16 protein-coding genes are annotated in these 16701 nt (G+C 55.5%); 2 read left to right on the plus strand and 14 right to left on the minus strand.

Annotation, left to right across the window (positions count from 1 at the left end; genetic code table 11):
- Positions 1 to 175 precede the first annotated feature (175 nt).
- From KJS40_RS06810 to fliF, 3 genes are all read right to left on the minus strand, one after another.
- Positions 176 to 862: a flagellar assembly protein FliH gene (locus tag KJS40_RS06810; RefSeq protein WP_213539575.1), complete on the minus strand. Its 687-nt coding sequence runs from the start codon at positions 860 to 862 to the stop codon at positions 176 to 178.
- 238 nt (positions 863 to 1100) lie between these two features.
- Positions 1101 to 2099 carry a flagellar motor switch protein FliG gene (gene fliG, locus KJS40_RS06815; RefSeq protein ID WP_213539576.1) on the minus strand — a complete coding sequence of 333 codons (999 nt, stop codon included), beginning with the start codon at positions 2097 to 2099 and terminating at the stop codon, positions 1101 to 1103.
- On the minus strand, positions 2092 to 3783 hold the full coding sequence (gene fliF, locus KJS40_RS06820; RefSeq protein WP_213539577.1) for a flagellar basal-body MS-ring/collar protein FliF: 1692 nt from the start codon (positions 3781 to 3783) through the stop codon (positions 2092 to 2094). The genes fliG and fliF overlap by 8 nt, the downstream gene beginning before the upstream one ends.
- Before the next feature lie 355 nt (positions 3784 to 4138).
- Between fliF and fliE the strand changes: the two genes are divergently transcribed.
- Complete coding sequence (gene fliE / locus KJS40_RS06825) at positions 4139 to 4480, plus strand: flagellar hook-basal body complex protein FliE (RefSeq protein ID WP_213539578.1); 342 nt, start codon at positions 4139 to 4141, stop codon at positions 4478 to 4480.
- A 142-nt stretch (positions 4481 to 4622) separates the two neighbouring features.
- Here the strand turns inward: fliE and KJS40_RS06830 are convergent, their stop codons facing one another.
- From KJS40_RS06830 to KJS40_RS06875, 10 genes are all read right to left on the minus strand, one after another.
- On the minus strand, positions 4623 to 4958 hold the full coding sequence (locus KJS40_RS06830) for an EscU/YscU/HrcU family type III secretion system export apparatus switch protein (protein WP_213539579.1): 336 nt from the start codon (positions 4956 to 4958) through the stop codon (positions 4623 to 4625).
- On the minus strand, positions 4951 to 6012 hold the full coding sequence (locus KJS40_RS06835; protein ID WP_213539580.1) for a flagellar hook-length control protein FliK: 1062 nt from the start codon (positions 6010 to 6012) through the stop codon (positions 4951 to 4953). Before KJS40_RS06835 ends, KJS40_RS06830 begins: the two co-directional genes overlap by 8 nt.
- A 470-nt stretch (positions 6013 to 6482) precedes the next feature.
- Positions 6483 to 6809: a flagellar protein FliT gene (locus tag KJS40_RS06840; RefSeq protein WP_213539581.1), complete on the minus strand. Its 327-nt coding sequence runs from the start codon at positions 6807 to 6809 to the stop codon at positions 6483 to 6485.
- Entirely contained in the window at positions 6809 to 7282 is a 474-nt protein-coding gene (gene fliS, locus KJS40_RS06845; protein ID WP_213539582.1) for a flagellar export chaperone FliS, read from the minus strand. The genes KJS40_RS06840 and fliS overlap by 1 nt, the downstream gene beginning before the upstream one ends.
- 32 nt (positions 7283 to 7314) lie before the next feature.
- A complete protein-coding gene (gene fliD / locus KJS40_RS06850; protein WP_213539583.1) occupies positions 7315 to 9333 on the minus strand; it encodes a flagellar filament capping protein FliD in 2019 nt (672 codons plus the stop codon).
- Positions 9334 to 9383: 50 nt separating this feature from the next.
- Positions 9384 to 9713, minus strand: coding sequence for a flagellar protein FlaG (locus tag KJS40_RS06855; RefSeq protein ID WP_213539584.1), 330 nt, complete (start codon positions 9711 to 9713; stop codon positions 9384 to 9386).
- A 108-nt stretch (positions 9714 to 9821) separates the two neighbouring features.
- Entirely contained in the window at positions 9822 to 10988 is a 1167-nt protein-coding gene (locus KJS40_RS06860; RefSeq protein WP_213539585.1) for a flagellin, read from the minus strand.
- 490 nt (positions 10989 to 11478) lie between these two features.
- Positions 11479 to 12105, minus strand: coding sequence for a response regulator transcription factor (locus KJS40_RS06865; protein WP_213539586.1), 627 nt, complete (start codon positions 12103 to 12105; stop codon positions 11479 to 11481).
- Positions 12102 to 13649 carry a sensor histidine kinase gene (locus tag KJS40_RS06870; RefSeq protein WP_244859740.1) on the minus strand — a complete coding sequence of 516 codons (1548 nt, stop codon included), beginning with the start codon at positions 13647 to 13649 and terminating at the stop codon, positions 12102 to 12104. Before KJS40_RS06870 ends, KJS40_RS06865 begins: the two co-directional genes overlap by 4 nt.
- A 332-nt stretch (positions 13650 to 13981) precedes the next feature.
- Positions 13982 to 14308 carry a thioredoxin family protein gene (locus KJS40_RS06875; protein ID WP_213539748.1) on the minus strand — a complete coding sequence of 109 codons (327 nt, stop codon included), beginning with the start codon at positions 14306 to 14308 and terminating at the stop codon, positions 13982 to 13984.
- 427 nt (positions 14309 to 14735) lie between these two features.
- On the opposite strand from KJS40_RS06875, the gene KJS40_RS06880 reads away from it, so the two are divergent.
- Positions 14736 to 15416, plus strand: a complete 681-nt coding sequence (locus tag KJS40_RS06880) for a DUF3579 domain-containing protein (RefSeq protein WP_213539587.1) — start codon at positions 14736 to 14738, stop codon at positions 15414 to 15416.
- A gap of 305 nt (positions 15417 to 15721) precedes the next feature.
- On the opposite strand, the gene flgL is transcribed toward KJS40_RS06880, so the two are convergent.
- On the minus strand, positions 15722 to 16657 hold the full coding sequence (gene flgL / locus KJS40_RS06885; protein WP_213539588.1) for a flagellar hook-associated protein FlgL: 936 nt from the start codon (positions 16655 to 16657) through the stop codon (positions 15722 to 15724).
- Between the last annotated feature and the right edge of the window lie 44 nt (positions 16658 to 16701).

Here is a 16701-nt window from a genome sequence, read left to right on the forward strand (position 1 = left end):
GCTCTTAAGAAACTTGCGCCACTGGTCTGTGTGAGGGTCTGTGTGAGAGGAAGCTTGCATGGGTTTGTCCTGAAATCTGCCTAACGAACTATCAAAAAGGTGAAGGTCAAGCGTTCCATCAGTTCCAGCAAGTCATCACCTGGCTGAAAAATGAGCGGTAAACCGTGGGCTCGGGTTACTCCAGCCAATTGCTGCTTTGCCCCAGCGTTTGAACCATGCGCTGCCAACGCGTCGCCAGGGTGGCGTCGATCTGGCCACTGCCCGTCTTGATCCGGCAACTGCCGCGGTCCAGGCTGGAATCAACGCAAACCGTGCAATCATTGAGTTCGTGGTGCAGATGTTCGCGCACCAGCGCGGCATCATCCGGATGCAAAAATAGTTGTAGCGGTTGGCTGAATGCGGCATCATTTTGCAGGCAATCGCGCACCACCCCGAGCATGAGCTCCGGCCTCACCTTCAAGGCTTCACGCAACATTTGCCTGGCGAGGCATAGGGCCAGAGTGAGCAAGTTATCAGAGATGGTCTGATCGGCATTTGTCAATTCCCGCTGGAAATTATGCAGCAGCGCCTGCAATTTGCCGACCTCCGCCGTGCCTAGCGCACTGGCTGCCTGATAGCCGGCCTCTTGGCCCGTGGCAAAGCCGGCTTCATATCCAGCGGCGTAGCCTTCCTGCCGTGCTTGCTGATGAATCTGTTCAATCTGCTCGACCGTAGGCAGAATTACTGCCGTGCTGGAGTTATCCGCACTCTCGTGCTTTCCTTTGCCAGGTTCGGGTGTCGATACCCCGGCAGGCTCGAAAGTATCCATTTCCCAACGCTGATAGGCAGCAAGACGTTCCTTATGAATAATCCGGCTGGCCATGGTCCTCATTCATCCTTTTTTCACCTTATCTATCCGGCTGAGCGCGTGAGCGAAAGCGGCGCCCAGGTATTGCTGCGGGATAAATTAGAAATACATCAGCGCTCGCTCATTGCGTATTTGACAGCCAAAAAGTTTCAGTAATGCAGGTATCGCAATATCGGATTTTGAGATTCCGTTTACCTGACAGCCTGTCGGATTTGAAGGGAATAGGCTGCGATTCTTCAAGTCCGGTAGACAGTTAGATATAACTTTCTTCTTTCTTGCTGCCGAATACGATCCGGCCTTCGTCGGCAAGCCGGCGAACAACTTGCAATATTTGCTTCTGCTGGGCTTCTACCTCACTCACCCTCACCGGACCCATGACTTCCAGGTCTTCACGCAGCGTTTCTGAAGCCCTGTTTGACATGTTTCTGAATATTTTTTCGCGAAGTTCCTCCGCCGCGCCCTTCAGCGCGATGACGAGAGATCCCGAATCGGTTTCACGCAGTACGAGTTGAATGCCACGGTCGTCTATGTCCATCAGGTTCTCGAAGACGATCATCTGGTCCATTATTTTTTGCGCCAGATCCTCGTCGAACTCGCGTAAATTGCCAAGCACGGAAGTCTCGGCTGCGCTACCCATGAAGTTGATGATTTCGGCTGCCGTCCGGATTCCCCCTACAGGGCTTTTGTTGATATTTTCGCTCCCAGAGAGCAGGTCGGTCAGCACATCGTTGAGTTCGCGCAATGCGTAGGGTTGAATGCCCTCGAGCGTGGCGATACGGAGTAATACATCATTACGCAGTTGCTCGGTGAGCTGGCCCAGGATATCGCTTGCCTGATTGCGATCCAGATGCACCAGGATGGTGGCAATGATTTGTGGATGCTCGCCCTTGATCAGCTCCGCGACCGATTGTGAATCGATCCATTTGAGCCCCTCTATACCGCTGGTGTCGTTACCTTCCAGAATACGGCTGATAATGTCCGTGGACTTGTCCTCGCCCAACGCCCTTTCAAGTACCGCTCGGGTATAACTTTCGGAGTCGAGATCCATAAGAAGGTTTTCACCGTGGGCGCGGCTGCAAAAATCGCTGAGCACAGCATTGATTTGCTCCTGACTCACGTTTTTGACTTTTGCCATTGCGATGCCCAGCTTCTGCACCTCAAGGGGGTTCAGATGCTTAAGTACCTTCACTGCCTCATCCTCGCCAAGCGATAGAAGCAGGATCGCGCCCTTGCTGATGCCCTCCTCATTCATTGCCTGTCACCCACTGTTTGACAATACCCGCCACCAGCTTCGGGTCATCCTTGGCCAATTGCCGGGCAAGCGCCAGGTTTTGCTCATAAGCGGAGAATCGCGCCGCGGTAGCCAGAGCCGGAGCGGGTTGTTGCCCGATTTTATCCTCGTTATTCTCGGTGGAATCCGTCAGCAAGGGGGGCTGCGGCTGATTTGCGCGCTTCAGCATCGGTCGCAATACGCCCAGTACCAGGTATAGAATCAGTGCCCCGATCAGCAAATTCTTCCCGATCTGCTGGGCAAGATCAATCATTTCAGGCTGTTTCCAGAGCGGCAGCTCGGGCAAAACATCCTGCTCGATGTCCGTAAATGGACTGTTGACCACATTCAGTGTGTCGCCACGCTCATTGCTGAAGCCCATGGCTTCCTTCACCAGATCCGTGATCTGTACCTTTTGAGCATCGCTGAGCGGCTGGTTGCTGACCGATCCATTCTGATCCGTCACCTTGCGGTGGTTGACAACTACCGCTACGGACAGGCGTTTTATGCCACCCACCGGCCTGCGCACATGCTGGATCCTCTTGTCCACCTCATAGTTGATGGTGGCGTCCTTGCGGGTGTTGGTACTGGTTTGAACAGGAGGCGTTACAGGCTGCGTGGCACCGGTCGTGGGCGTCTGGCTGAGGGGCGAGCCGGGCGGTGTCGTGATCGGAGCCGTTGCCGGCATGGGAGGCTGATTGGAAAGAGCTCCCGGCACGCCTCCCTCCTGGCCCGTCCCATTGGCTGATTCCGAGGTCTGCTGGCTGCGTACCGTGGAACTGCCCGGGTCCTGGTTGGGTTTATAAATCTCATCCATTTGCTCGGAGTGCGCAAAATCGACATCGGCGGTAACCTGGGCGCGAACGTTTTCCTTTCCCACGATGGGCGCGATGATAGCTTCGATACGCTTGATATAGCTTTGCTCCAACGCCAGCAAATACTTCAACTGGTTGGGGTTCAAGCCCGTACTGGTGTCCGATTCCTCAATTTTGCTCAACAGGTTGCCCTGCTGGTCCACAACCGTGACATTGCTGACAGGCAGGTTCGGGACGCTGCTGGAAACCAAGTGTATGATTGCGTTTACCTGCTGCTGGTCGAGCACGCGGCCGGGGTAGAGATTTACCAAAACCGAGGCGCTTGGTTTTTGTTGTTCGCGCATGAACACCGATTGCTTCCCGATGGCCAGATGGACCCGCGCGCTATCGACTGCTGAAACTGCCTGGATCGAGCGGGCAAGCTCCCCTTCCAGCGCCCGCTGGAAGTTGACCTGCTCTAGAAACTGGCTGGTGCCGAACTTCTGGTTTTCCATCAGCTCGAAGCCGACCAGGCCGCCCTTGGGCAAGCCCTGCGCAGCGAGTTTGAGGCGGACGTCGTGAACCTGATTGGCAGGTACGAGAATCGCTCCACCTCCATCGGCAAACTTGTGGGGTACATTCATTTGCTGCAGGGACGCAATGATGGCTCCGCCGTCACGGTCGGATACGTTGCTGAACAGCACTTTGTAGTCGGGAACCTGACTCCACATCCAGCCGCCTGCCAGCAAAGCGACAATGGCCGAGACAGCCAGCATCAGGCCCATTTTCTGCTGACTGGACATCCGCGCCAAAAAACCCTGCGCGAAAGTCTGAACTCCGCCCGGTGCAGTGGCTTCCGCAACTACCGACATGGTGTCTCCAGCGATTCGATATGCATAGAATAGGTTTTTTTATTGTTCGTCATATAAGCCCAACTTGGCATTCAACCTGAATCCGACGGCTGTAGTGAGATAGCAAAGTAGTAAGTTCACCAGGAAGGTGAGGCTAAGCGACGCGGGAAATCTTTATGGGTCATAGGTGCTGAATTTAAAAATGCGCTGTCAGCTACTGGATTTGGGTTTAGGCGAATTCGAGCATTATCAACATGCACACAGGTTTTAAAACAAGGAATAGAAGCAGGTTTTACAGCCTTTTCAGCGAACGGATCCGAGGTAGCGCCGTGTTATCGTGCACACTTTCCAGAAAAGCATAAAAAACGGGGATCAGATGGATGTATCGAAAATAGACGCAATGCTCGCCCAATTGCAAACCGGTGCTGCGCTCGCGGCGGGGAAGCCGGCGTCGGCAATAGCCGGCGCTCACGGTGGCGGCGGTGAAGGTATGGGTGTCGATTTCACCACCGTATTCAGGAAATCGCTGGATCAGGTGAATAACATCCAGCAGCATGCGGCAAAGCTTGCGCGGGATTTCGAACTAGGCGCGCCCGATGCAAATCTTACCGAGGCAATGATATCGATGCAGAAGGCCTCCATCTCATTCCAATATACTCTGCAAGTACGCAACAAGATGGTATCGGCGTATCAAGATATCATGAACATGCCGGTATGAATGTCAACTTGGATACCGGGCCTTTATCCGCTTTGCCCTAATTGAATTGCTGCCGCCATTCATCCTCGCATCGGCCTGTATAACTATCTTGTCGATCTGATGGCATCTGATGGCATCTGATGGCGAAGGGCAGACCACGCGTTTAACGGGATGAACGAGATATCGGATCGGGTCGGGCAAGTGCCGAGATTTCCGTTCCGGTCTCCATTCCAGCTTCCATCTTATAAAGCCAGGCGAGCAGTTCCGCTACCGCGCGGTAGAGCTGCGGTGGGATATACTGGTCCAGATCTACCTGCATCAGCAGGGATACCAGGTCGGCTGATTCGTGCACGTAAATACCATGGGCTCGTGCTTCGCTGATGATGGTTTCGGCGATGAGCCCACGGCCTTTTGCGACAATTTGCGGCGCAGTCCGGCCGGCGCGATAAGCCAGCGCCACTGCCACCCCCTGCACCTTGGACGGATCGGGTTTATTCATCCAGTTCGACCCTCATTCCGCGCAGATTGATGCCGGCGGAATCCAGGCCGTTCGCGAGCGGCGTCGCACCCGCTCGTAGCATGAACGCCGTAACAGGGCTCGCCGTGGTAAGCCGTACTTCGACCCCACGCGCGTCAAAGCGCAGGTTGGCCGAGACTTGACCCAAATTAGGCATGGTCAGATTCAGGCGCGTTTGCCAGGCGGCGTGGGCATTGCCGGGTTCATCGGATTCATCAAACTCGCCGGGTTCGCCGGTATCCGCGGGTTTTTCCTCGAAAATCTCCCATTCGATCTTCTGGCCAGGCCAAGCCACGCCCTGCCAGGTGATATGGCGTGTTTCGAAAACTTCCAGTTGCTGCCGCACCAGGGCTAAAGTATCGGAATGAACCGGCACATTCGCATCGGCAGCATTATCGCGTGCCATACCGGTCATTACGGACGCGTTGGACTGCGCGGCTGAATCAGGCAGACGTGCTCTCAACCCGAATAGCGGCGCCTGCGGCTCCAGCAGCAATTCCGCCAGCGGCCTTTCACCTGCTACCCATTGAGCCTGATGAGACTCGTAGAACAGGCCGCTTTGGCCCAGCGTGCGGGCCAGAATCGCAGCCAATTGAATACCGTCTGCGGGCGGCGCTACAAGTAGCGGAGAAGTGCCGGATAACGTTGTGAGGCTGCCCGGAGGGGTCGAGCGGCTTAACAAATCGCTGATGAAACGTCCGGTCTCACTGAGCGGTGCGGAAACCGCGGCTGAAGAAGACTCGGCCATGAGCATGAATGTGGGCCGGGGATTTCGTGAGACGAAAACCAGGTTCACCGCGTCGCCCGGGCGTATATCCGCAGGCAACCTCATGTGTAATAGTTGGGCATCCGCCGTGTCTTTTGCACCTACCGTCACCAGAAACTCGCCGTTCGGAAGACGGGATTGTACTGAAGCTCGCAGATGCCGGCCTGCTTCGAGTCCCGCCAGGAACGCGGTATACCCTGGCTGCCTGTGGAAGGATGAACCACTGGCGTGGACTTGAACCACTTCGTTAAGCGGATTGATCGCGGACATATCGAGGTTTTCTCCCCTGGCCTTTATTTTTTATGTCTCTATATGATCTGGCAGAGGTAGGTCGGGCTCTGCCCGACGATTAAATTGTATCGGGTAGGTCGGGCTATGCCCGACGATCGTAAAAATGATGTCGGGCAGAGCCCGACCTACTAGCGAAGCGTCACCATCATCGAGCCTTTTCTTGCTCCATATCTTGATGGGTTGCGCTTTGCTCATCCATCCTGCAAAAGCCACAAAAGCTGTGCATATTTCGGTGGAACAGAAGAAATAATAAAGCAGGCCGAGCTATGCCCGGCATCACTTTTTGATCATCGGGCGCAGCCTCATTCACTTTGGGGCCATCTCCATAAACGCTGCGGCATCTCTGTAAAGGTTGGGTACTATGCTCATCCTTTCGTGAAAGAGGTGGTGGCAATCTGGAGCATGTTCAATTCCAGCGTGCATTCTCCAACCACCGGGCCTGGCCGTCTCTACGTATGGGTGTCGTACGCTTGATGTACCCGCCGGGCCATTCCGGCATTGCCAAGCAAAGTCTGAACGCTTTTCATCCAGGGCTCGGTGTGCGTTCGTATCTCCGCATCGTCGGCCAGTATCTTGTGGATCAGCTCTACTTTTTGTTGTTGCATATCGGCTGTAAGCCGAACCGGTGGCGCCGCTCGGAGTTGCGTCACCACGGTGGCGCAGCGATGCTCCAGCATTTCCAGTTTTTCCCAGTCGCTGGCGCGGGCAGCTTTCACCATTTCGCCGGTAAGATTGGAAATCGATTGATACGCGGCGATTTTTTCTGCGCTGTTCATCACGCTTGACCGAAATCGTTGGCGGCTCTGGAACCTGGCGGAACCGAGGAATTGATCTGTTCGGCACTCTCATCGGGCGGTATGCGCGAACCAATCGCTTCCCAGGCCTCACTCAACTCGCCAAGGAGGCGGGCCACTTCTTCGATGTATTCAGGTTTGTTATGCAGATTGGCCTCCAACAGGCGGCGGCTCATATACTCATACAGCGCATTCAGCTGTTGGGCCAGTTCGCCGCCGGCCTCAACATCGAGACTGGCTTGCAGGCCGGAACTGATAATAGCGATTGCCTTGGAAACGGCCTCTCCCTTGGCAGTGATCTGGCCGGTTTTCATATGCGCAAGGGCAGAAGACAATGCAACGTGCGCGCCCTGAAACAGCATCAGGATGAGTTTGTGCGGATTGGCTGCGATGACTCCGGTCTCGAGGCCAACGCGGGCATAGGCGTTTACGCCGCAGCGGGATGCTGAATACATATCGAATGGCTCCTTCGGCAATTATTTTTCGTTCAGGAATTGTTTTTTGGCAAAGTGGCCAGTTGCTGGGTTAGAAACTGGCTGGTCTGATTCAGACTGCTAAGCATCGTGTCCAGCGCGGTGAATTGCGCCCGATAACGCGCCTCGATCGTAGCCATGCGCCGATGGAATACTTCCTGGCGGCGATCAATAGTCTTGATGCTCCCGGCGAGCCCATCGACACGGCTTGCAAGGATGCCATCGGCGGTCAGCAGGTCTCCCGCAAGTTTGTTCAAGCGGTCGGCGGAACCGCGTGAGAAGTCCACCACTCCACGTGTACCCAACAGGCCGCCTTTGATGATAAGGCTCAAGCCTTCCGATGCCGTGCCAGCCATGGACGTGAGTGTCTGCCCTGTTCCGAGAGCGGCCACGCCATTGATGGTGCCGGCTACATCCGCGCCTACTGTGGTTATCGGACTTGCGCCCAGAAGATTGCCGGCGCCATTGCCGCCGGTGACAGTGACACTGGATGCGGAACCGTAGCGTGCCGAGGAGATGGCAAGCACGCCGCCGGATTGCGAAACTACAACCGAACTGCCTGCCGCTGTCAGGCTGGCGGCGCCATTCAACTTGCTTTGCACCTCGGCCGCCAGCGCATCGGCCGATGCGTAAATTCCCGCCGCAAGCGTAATGCTGGCAGCCACCCCATCGGCCGTGATATCGATTCGATCATTGATGCCGGCGGTAATGGTCAGCCCTGCTGCCTGGCTCCCGGTGAGGCTACCCGTGGTAGCCAACTGGGCGATTGTTACGGCGTAGTTTCCGGCCGCTGTCTTGCCGGTCGCGCCACTATAGGCGATCAGACTATCGGTCGATTTGCCATTCGCGGCGAAGAGGCTGGCGATCTGGTCGAAGCCGGCATCCATTGCAGCTTGGAGCCGGGTAGAATCCAGCGCCAGGCTACCGTCTTTCTGGAAGGCGACACCAATTTGCGACAATGAGGTAAAACTGCCTGCCGCGCCGCTCGTGCTTCCCGTTGCGGCCGATACCGTGGCGCGGAGCCAGCGCTGGATGGACAACGCTGCCGAATCTCCCTGCAACGCCCCACCCTTGTTGGCCACCGTGTTGTACGAACTGAGGTCTGCGAGCGTCTGATTAACAGCATTGAACGATTTGACGAATGCGTCCACCGACGCCTTGACGCCCGTTGTGTTGCGCGCCACATCAAGTATGGTTGGCGTGCCCGCGTTGTTCTTGAGCAGGTTGAGTGTCACACCCTCGATCGCATCGGTAATCGTGTTCGAGTTCTTGCTGATGGCGATTCCGTCGATCTGGAACTTGGCGTCCTGCGCCGCCTGGACTTGCGTCAGATTCTTGCCTGAGCCCGCGGCAGCTGTGGGGTCGAAGGCAAGCTGAGACAGGCCGGCATTATCCAGGTCAACCCCGTCGTCGTCGCTCGCGATGATCTTGATGCTGCTGGCTGCACCGGCATCCTTGGCCGTCAATACCAGCCGGTTGCTGCTGCCATCGTTAATGATTGTCGCGCTAACGCCGATATTGGCTGCATTAATTGCGTCGCGCACCCCCGAAAGCGTATTGTTGGCGGGGTCGATGGTCAGCGTCTGTGCGGGTTTTGCGTTGTTCAGCGTAAAAGTGTTCAGGCCGCTATCATAGTTGCCATATTGAATGGTCAGGGTGCCGCTACCAACCGTACTGTTGGTGCTGGCAAATCCCTCCGAGCGGATTTTCTGTTGTTGCGCCAGTTGCTGCACTTCCACCGAGTAACTGCCCGGTACAGCCTTACCCATACTATTAGTAGCAGCAGTCAGTATGGAAGTATCCGCCACACTGGTTGTGGCAGCCTGGAATCTGGCGGGATCAGCGAGCCCTTGCATTGCGGTCTGGAATGCAGCCAATGCACCCTTCAGCGTCCCATAGGCAGACAGCTTGGCCTGATAATCGGCTTCGCGGCGGTCCAGCAGCGCAAGGGGTTGCCGTTCGACCGCCATCAGTTGGCTGACAATGCTGTTCACATCCAGATTCGAGCCCATGCCTGGCGCGGTGATACCCATATATGCCTCCCGTTTTGTGCTGTTAGTCAAATTCTGGCCTCGGAGGCCGGTTAAACTTTCGTGTTCAACAACAGGCCTTTTAAACGGCCCAGTGCCTTGGCCAGAGCCAGCATCTCCTCCATGGGAATCTGCCGCACTAATTCCCGCGTTGTGCTATCGATGATCTTTACCACCACCTTGTCGCTCTCGGCGTCAATGCTGAATTCCAGTGTCGCGGTAGCTGGCTGGCTGATTTCCTGCGCCGGTTGCACACTTGCCGGCGATGGCGCACGGTCCAAGCGGTTTTGTACGTCATCGGACGCCGGCATCAGGTTGCGTTCCAGCAAATTTACGGAGATAACCGCGGCTTGACTGCCAGCTCCAATGTGCTTGATTTCCATGGGGGATTCCGGAAGGGATTGAAAAAGGAAACCCGGGGCGCCGCCCCGGATTCCTTATTGCAACAAACTTTGAGTCAATTTCGCTGATCGAAAATCTGATAATTCCTGTTAGCCTCTCAGCAGCGCGAGCACGCTCTGCGGAAGTGCATTGGCCTGGGCCAGCATCGCCGTACCTGCTTGCTGCAGTACCTGGTTCCGCGAAAGAATAGCGGTTTCAGCGGCAAAATCGGTATCGACGATACGGCTGCGGGAAGCAGACAGATTTTCTGCAGTGGTTTGCAGGTTCGAAACCGCCGATGAGAAGCGGTTCTGATAGGCACCCAGGTCGGCACGGGCCGCATTAAGCGCGCTCAGTGCGGAATCCATCGAGGAAATGGCATTTTGAGCCCCCGCAGTGGTGCTGACGTTCACTCCCGCAAAACCAACGACGCTGGCGGTCGTGACTGCCGTAGTGGCGGCTGTCAGGCCAGTCCGCGCCGTCGTGGCTGTGCCGCTCATGGTCACAACTGTGGTGCTACCTGAAGTGTTGGTCAGCGTCACCAGGCCAGCAGCATCGGCTGTGGCGGTAACGTTGCTTGTACCCGACACCAGGTTGATGGCCGCCGCGACGGCTGCTCCCTGAAGGGGGGCAGTGCCACCAGCGGTAATGGCGCCCACATCTACACCGTTGATTTTGAGGGCGCCCGCGGCGATGTCATCCGTTGTAGCCGTGAACGCGGTTGCGGCAATGCCGGTTACATTGGCGGTGGTAGTGGTGCTGGTACCCAAGGACGCGCTTTGTGCATTGACCAAGCCGCTGATGGTAATGGTCTCACCCACGTTGGCACCAACCTGGAATGCCTGATTGGTAAAGGTGCCATCAAGTAGTTTGATGCCGTTGAACGCGGTCGTTGAAGCCACCCGGTCAATTTCAGCTTTGAGCTGCTGTACTTCATTGTTGAGCGCGGTACGGTCGCTTACGCTGTTGCTCGCATTGCCCGATTGCACGGCCAGCTCGCGGATGCGTTGCAGGTTATTGCCGATCTCGCCCAGTGCGCCTTCGGCGGTCTGCGACATCGAGATACCGTCGTTGGCATTGCGGACAGCCTGGTTCAGGCCACGGATCTGCGACGTCATGCGCTCGGAAATCGCCAATCCTGCGGCGTCGTCCTTGGCGCTGTTGATACGCAGGCCCGAGGACAAACGTTGCAGTGTCGTGGCAAGCGCGTTTTGTGAACTGTTGAGATTGCGTTGCGCATTCAATGCAATCACGTTGGTGTTGATAATTGCAGCCATGTGAATCTCCTTGACTAGACTAGTGTTATGGATTACGCCGTATGGCGTTAACTTTGGTTTGCCTCGCTTACACGAGGCTGATCAACCGCTGTTATGCTTATTAACGGAGGGTCACGAAAAACATTTAGCCGGTTCGTCAAGTTTTTCTTGGCGCGATATTTTTATTCCTGTGGATAGATTTAGAGTGAAAAAATGGATAGCCATTTTTCCCTGGGCAAGTCATTACAATCAAGGAGCGAGCGAGTCTTTCGGTATAGTCTTTCGCAAGCAGGAATCCACTGCCGAATTACACATGATAAGTGGAGGAGAGCGTGCGCGATTCGCCGATCAACGGCTGATCTATGTCTTATATCGAAACTTTACCCTGCGAGTGCAGTGTTCGGGGCGCTATAAGTCCTGATACGATGGGAGCGAGGAGCCCTATGATAAATAGACTGGCAGAGGGGACAGGTGGGCCGGGAAAAATACACCTCCTGAATCCAGCCCGGATTCAGGCCAGGCCATTCTTGATTGCGTAGTGAGTCAACTCGGCGTTGTTCTTGAGTTTCATCTTTTCCAGCAGGCGGCTGCGATACACGCTGACAGTCTTGACAGACAGGCACATTTCATCAGCCGCATCGGTAAGGCTTTTACCTGAGGCGATCAGGCATAGCGTCTGGTATTCCCTGTCGGACAAGGCTTCATGAGGCGGCCGGTCGTGGTCGGCGCCGAGGTTGTCCGCCATCGCCTCGGCCAAGCTTGTCGTAAGATATTTGCGCCCCCTCGAGACCTGGTGAATAGCAGCCATCAACTCGCTCGGGGCGCTTTGCTTGGTGATATAGCCGGATGCACCCGCCTTTAGCGCCCGAATGGCATATAAACCTTCCTCATGCATGCTGAGCATGAGTACGCGAGTTTCAGGATGTTCCTTCTTGATGTGCTTCAGGACTTCGATGCCATTCCTGTCTGGCAGCGATATATCCAGTACGACAACGTTCCAGTCGCCCTCGCGTACTTGCCGCATGGCCTCCGAGCCGCAATCCGCTTCCCCGATAAGCATGACCTTCTCGCTCTCCAGCAGGATCTGCCGCAGACCCTGACGTACGATGGCGTGGTCATCGACAATCAGTACATTCATGGCTGCCGCGCCTTTGATAGCAGGATGACTGATTCCGCCACCGGGTCGCCTGGTTCCGGCACGAGCGGAATTGATAAAAGCACCGTCGTACCTTGTTTCTGTCCCCCGCCAACCGTCAGTTTTCCGTCGAGAAGGCGGGCACGCTCGATCATGCCGCGAATGCCGAACGAGTCAAGCTTCATGCGATCCGGCAGCATAATGCCGCAACCGTTATCGCGCACCTCCAGTTCCAGTTGCCCCTGAGCTGCATGCAGGTTTACCCAGACACATGAAGCATGCGCATGCTTGCTGATATTGGTGAGGGCTTCCTGAAAAATACGGAACACGGCAACCGCGATATCCGGCTCCAGGTCGATATCCTGTTCAGCGCACACCACCTCGCACGGGATGCCGAGCCGTTTGGCAAATTCGCCCGATTCCCATTCGATCGCTGCAACAATGCCGAAATCCATGATACCGGGGCGCAAATCACGACAGATGCGCTGTATCGAATGCATCGTACGATCCACCATGTGAGATACGGTACGGACTTTTGCCTGTAAGGCCGCACCTTCCTTACTGCCGTCGCTGCTGCCCTCCCCTGCATGTCGCGCCAGCCAATCGAGGTCGATCTTGATAGCGGTGAGATTGCCGCCCAGGTCATCATGAATTTCACGGGCGATGCGGATGCGCTCGTGTTCCCGTACCGCCATGACGTGGGATGATACTTCCTTCAGGCGTTCGTGCGATTCCTTGAGTTCCGTCTCCCTGCGCCTGCTTTGGGTAACGTTGATGATGATTCCTTCCCAGATTACACCGACTCCCGGTTCCCGGCGCGGGCTGGCTCGCAGGCTGACCCATTTTGTATCGCGGTACGACTCGATCCACAGGCGGCCTTCCCAGTTCCATGTCGTCAGGCTGGCGGCTGAGTGCGCCCTTGATTGGCGCAGGCTCTCGCGGTCCTCGTCCGGCAGCACAAGATCCAGCAGCAGCGCGGGGTTCGCTTGCAATTCCTTGACTGCGATATCAAGCAGATTCACACACTGGTCGCTTACGAATGGCATTGAGTGATTGCCATCCTCATGCAGAACATATTGGAATACCATGCCTGGGGCATTTGAAATGACAGCCGGCGGATACGCTTCTCCCCTTCCTGCCTGCCCCGATCCCTCTGGCCTCTTCCCTTGTACAACCTGACCGCCGATTTCGCCAGTGAAGTGCCTGGTGATATCGTTGGCAAGAATGATAAGCAACGATTTGCCGGCGCCTTGCCATAAGTGCAAACGTACCGCTACCGGAAAAATAGTGCCGTCCTTGCGCCTGAAGTATGTCTTGCCCTTCACCTCCTGCTTTTCACCTGCATGCAACGGAGACTGCATGGACCACAGGCTTTCCGCTGCGAAGCCCGGGATATCATCGCGCGGCATGAGCTCGCATAATTCAGCCATCGAATATTGCAAATCTCGCTGGGCCGCTACATTGGCGTATTCGCATCTGAGCGTATCGGCATCGAGCAGATACACTGCGGCGTCGAGATGGGAAAACCGGGAAATGGGAGGACTCATGCTTGAATCAGGTTTAGAAACAGGAAGAGTGTTTAGCTGAATTATTCAAGCGTTATGGGAGCTTATCACTATGCGGAAAGGAAAAAAATGGAATATATACCGCCACAAACTTCGGACAGGATGGGTCAAGCGTAGCGCAACCCATCAAAATGGAGTAACCCTCGGTATTTTTTAGATTGAAGCGAGCTGTAAGCTTACAGCTTTTATCAACATTGATGGGTTGCGCTACGCTTGACCCATCCTGCTCAATACAAATACAGCCTGTTCCCGTCTGAATACCAGGTTACTCCTGTCGTGGTGCGGACGACCGCATGCACCCAGGAAAGCAGGCTTCACGATACTTTATCGAGATCATCCAGGGCTTTGCTGATCGCGGCAGAATCGACAGGCCGAACCAGGCGGGCAATCTCCTTCCCGTGGTGCAAAAAGATCAGGGTTGGCCAGAGCTTCACTCTAAAGGAACGCCCAAGCGGACGACCCTTGCCATCTTCGATCTTGATATGGCGTATGGAAGGATGGTTGGAGAAGGCTGAAGCAATCAGCGGTTGGGCGGCACGGCAGTATCCGCACCACGGAGCGCCAAACTCCATGAGAACGGGCGCTTCGAGTGAATCAATCTCGGCACGCGGCGGCTCAATGGCTGCATAGGCGTTAATCATACCCATATTATAGTCCGCTTCAGGTGCACAGACCGTCTGCCGCGCTGGATGATGCCCGGTCATCGCTACGGCAATGGCAGCTCATTATCATGAATCGAATGCGTAAGCACGGCATATCAATTGTGCCTGATCCTCTGCCATTCTTGTGATTCTTGTAATTGGTATGAATTCTTCACCTTGCATAAATTCTTCACACAACAATGACAATTTTATCACGCCCGGCATGCTAGATTACTGTGTAATTCTGCTGTCACTGTTTCAAATTTCAGCGTCATGTTTCTTAAGCGACCCAAGGATCAGACATTAACGCCGACAATTATAAAATTCAAGCCGCAGCGAGTTTTCCAGCGCACCCGGATCTTTCCCGGTGAGCTAGGCCAGGCAAAAGGACGGTTCGGGATTTCCATTCACTACTGTGGAGGTTCATATGCTTACCGAGACTCGTCACCTGCAACCACATTCGTTGGAAATTGCGGCGGGAAGGAGGCGGCGGCACCCGCCGCTACAAGGTAGTGAAGGTAGCGAGGGCTGTAAAGGCAGCGGTCATGCTCTTGCGCAAGAGCATCGTCATGGGGCGAAATTCAACTGGCTGCGCGCCGCTCACTCCCGAGTTAAACACCATTTTCGCTTAGGGCGCACAAGCCCATCCACACTGCCCGTTGCCCCTATCGAATCTCGGCTTGAGATTTTGAGGGCGGATGGCCGTACCACTTTCCGTTTGCCCCATGCGTCGCCGATATGTGCTGCCGGCACTCTTTCTCTTCGTCCCTCCTCGCATAGCCGCCTTGATGTCGACGAGCTGCTGATCAAGGGCATCCGTCGAGACGGCTCGACTTTTCGCCCTAGCGACTGGGCTGAACGGTTGTGCGGCGTGGCAGCGATATTGCATTCGGATGCGATAGCGCTCTCACGCGAGCATTATGCCGCCCGCCCCTGTTTCGACTGTTCTCTCCTTGTCCGGCCCGCTATCATTTGCGGTGTCCTTTGTGTAATCGTCGACCTGGGGTTGCGCAACCTCGAGCCTTGCGCCTGGAATTTCGTCAGCGGTTTTGCGCGCGACAACGACCTCGTCACCTTGGAGGTACTATCAAGTTGCCGAGGAAACTGAGTTCGAAAGAATAAAAAAGGATAAAAAAAGAGAGAAGAGAACAGAGAGAAGCACAGGGTCAGGAACCAGATTGGATCTATTGATATGCTATCTCTTCAAATTGCAGGCACTCCTGCTGCGAATGCCGCATTAAGTCAGACTGGTTGCCGATTTACAGAAGCCGGTACTGATATTTTTGCGTCAGGGCGTTCGCTCAGAGTGGAAGCGGTATTGCCTTCAGCTTGCGGAATTCGGGGAAGCGCTACCTGGGCTTCGCCAGCGCCAGGAGCGGCATAATCCCGCCGAGCTCCATTGTTCGATTAACCCTACCGAATATAATCAAACAGCGACAACCCCTGCACTTTCAAAAACGCTTTCTGCGTCGCTTCCAGATAAGTCTGCTGCTGCGTCAAATCGCTGATGACTTTGGCGTAATCGACTCCCCGCAGGTCGGATAGCTGTTGTTTGTACTGAATATCCAATTCCTCGCCGCTGTTGTTGAGCGTATCCACTTCTTTCATGCGCGTGCCTACCGACGCGTGGACTCGCAGCACATTGTCTAGCGCGTTGGAGAGGTTGTTTTGGGCAGTGCTCAAGCCGTTGGCGAGCGCGGTCTTGCTGGCGTCATCGGTCACGGGGGTTTCAAGCACATCGATCAGGTCGGAGAGTGTCTTGAACATGCTCTGGTACCCTCCCCCGTCGGCCGGAATTCGCTCGAATACTTCTCGTCCCGATTCGTTCACGGCAAGCTGGCGGGATGAGCTGGCCTGGATCATGCGGAGGCCTTCGTCGCCGTGATACTGTATGCCGCTGCCCGTGTCGGTGAATGGCTTGGTAGCGCCCTGGAAGCCGGAAAAAAGGTATTGCCCGTTCCCGTCGGTGCGATTTGCAAGGCCCTGCAGTTCTTCAAGATTCCCGCGTAATTCCGTTGCGATGGCGCTGCGTCCGCTGTCGGTAAGGGTGCCGTTAACCGCATACACGGCCAGTCCCTGCGCGTTCTGCAATAAATTCGTTACATCTCCGAGAGTCGCTTCCAGCATCCCGAAACTGGCGGCGGCGTTCTGCCGGTTTATCGCGTATTGCATATTGGCTGAATCGGCCTGGGATACTTCAAGCGCCCGGACATAGGCCGCGGGATTCTCGGAAGGCGTCAGTGCGCGCTGTCCGCTGCTTATCTGTTGCAGGGCTTTTACCTGCGCGGCCTGCTGCCGGTTGAGGGCGGCGATGCCAAGTTCATAGCTGGTGTTACTGCTGATACGCATGAGGACTCCTTTTTGGTGATTCTATCTCTATCCGGCCTTATCGC

It is taken from the genome of Nitrosospira sp. NRS527, from assembly GCF_018406445.1.
Taxonomy (GTDB): domain Bacteria; phylum Pseudomonadota; class Gammaproteobacteria; order Burkholderiales; family Nitrosomonadaceae; genus Nitrosospira; species Nitrosospira briensis.

Excerpts from the sequence above, each read along its gene's own strand:
- fliF (WP_213539577.1), bottom strand. The coding sequence starts at position 3,783 with ATGTCGGTAGTTGCGGAAGCCACTGCACCGGGCGGAGTTCAGACTTTC.
- flgL (WP_213539588.1), bottom strand. The coding sequence starts at position 16,657 with ATGCGTATCAGCAGTAACACCAGCTATGAACTTGGCATCGCCGCCCTC.
- KJS40_RS06865 (WP_213539586.1), bottom strand. The coding sequence starts at position 12,105 with ATGAATGTACTGATTGTCGATGACCACGCCATCGTACGTCAGGGTCTG.
- fliS (WP_213539582.1), bottom strand. The coding sequence starts at position 7,282 with ATGTATTCAGCATCCCGCTGCGGCGTAAACGCCTATGCCCGCGTTGGC.
- KJS40_RS06840 (WP_213539581.1), bottom strand. The coding sequence starts at position 6,809 with ATGAACAGCGCAGAAAAAATCGCCGCGTATCAATCGATTTCCAATCTT.
- KJS40_RS06875 (WP_213539748.1), bottom strand. The coding sequence starts at position 14,308 with ATGATTAACGCCTATGCAGCCATTGAGCCGCCGCGTGCCGAGATTGAT.
- KJS40_RS06880 (WP_213539587.1), top strand. The coding sequence starts at position 14,736 with ATGCTTACCGAGACTCGTCACCTGCAACCACATTCGTTGGAAATTGCG.
- KJS40_RS06835 (WP_213539580.1), bottom strand. The coding sequence starts at position 6,012 with ATGTCCGCGATCAATCCGCTTAACGAAGTGGTTCAAGTCCACGCCAGT.
- fliG (WP_213539576.1), bottom strand. The coding sequence starts at position 2,099 with ATGAATGAGGAGGGCATCAGCAAGGGCGCGATCCTGCTTCTATCGCTT.
- KJS40_RS06830 (WP_213539579.1), bottom strand. The coding sequence starts at position 4,958 with ATGAATAAACCCGATCCGTCCAAGGTGCAGGGGGTGGCAGTGGCGCTG.
- fliD (WP_213539583.1), bottom strand. The coding sequence starts at position 9,333 with ATGGGTATCACCGCGCCAGGCATGGGCTCGAATCTGGATGTGAACAGC.
- KJS40_RS06870 (WP_244859740.1), bottom strand. The coding sequence starts at position 13,649 with ATGAGTCCTCCCATTTCCCGGTTTTCCCATCTCGACGCCGCAGTGTAT.
- fliE (WP_213539578.1), top strand. The coding sequence starts at position 4,139 with ATGGATGTATCGAAAATAGACGCAATGCTCGCCCAATTGCAAACCGGT.
- KJS40_RS06855 (WP_213539584.1), bottom strand. The coding sequence starts at position 9,713 with ATGGAAATCAAGCACATTGGAGCTGGCAGTCAAGCCGCGGTTATCTCC.
- KJS40_RS06860 (WP_213539585.1), bottom strand. The coding sequence starts at position 10,988 with ATGGCTGCAATTATCAACACCAACGTGATTGCATTGAATGCGCAACGC.
- KJS40_RS06810 (WP_213539575.1), bottom strand. The coding sequence starts at position 862 with ATGGCCAGCCGGATTATTCATAAGGAACGTCTTGCTGCCTATCAGCGT.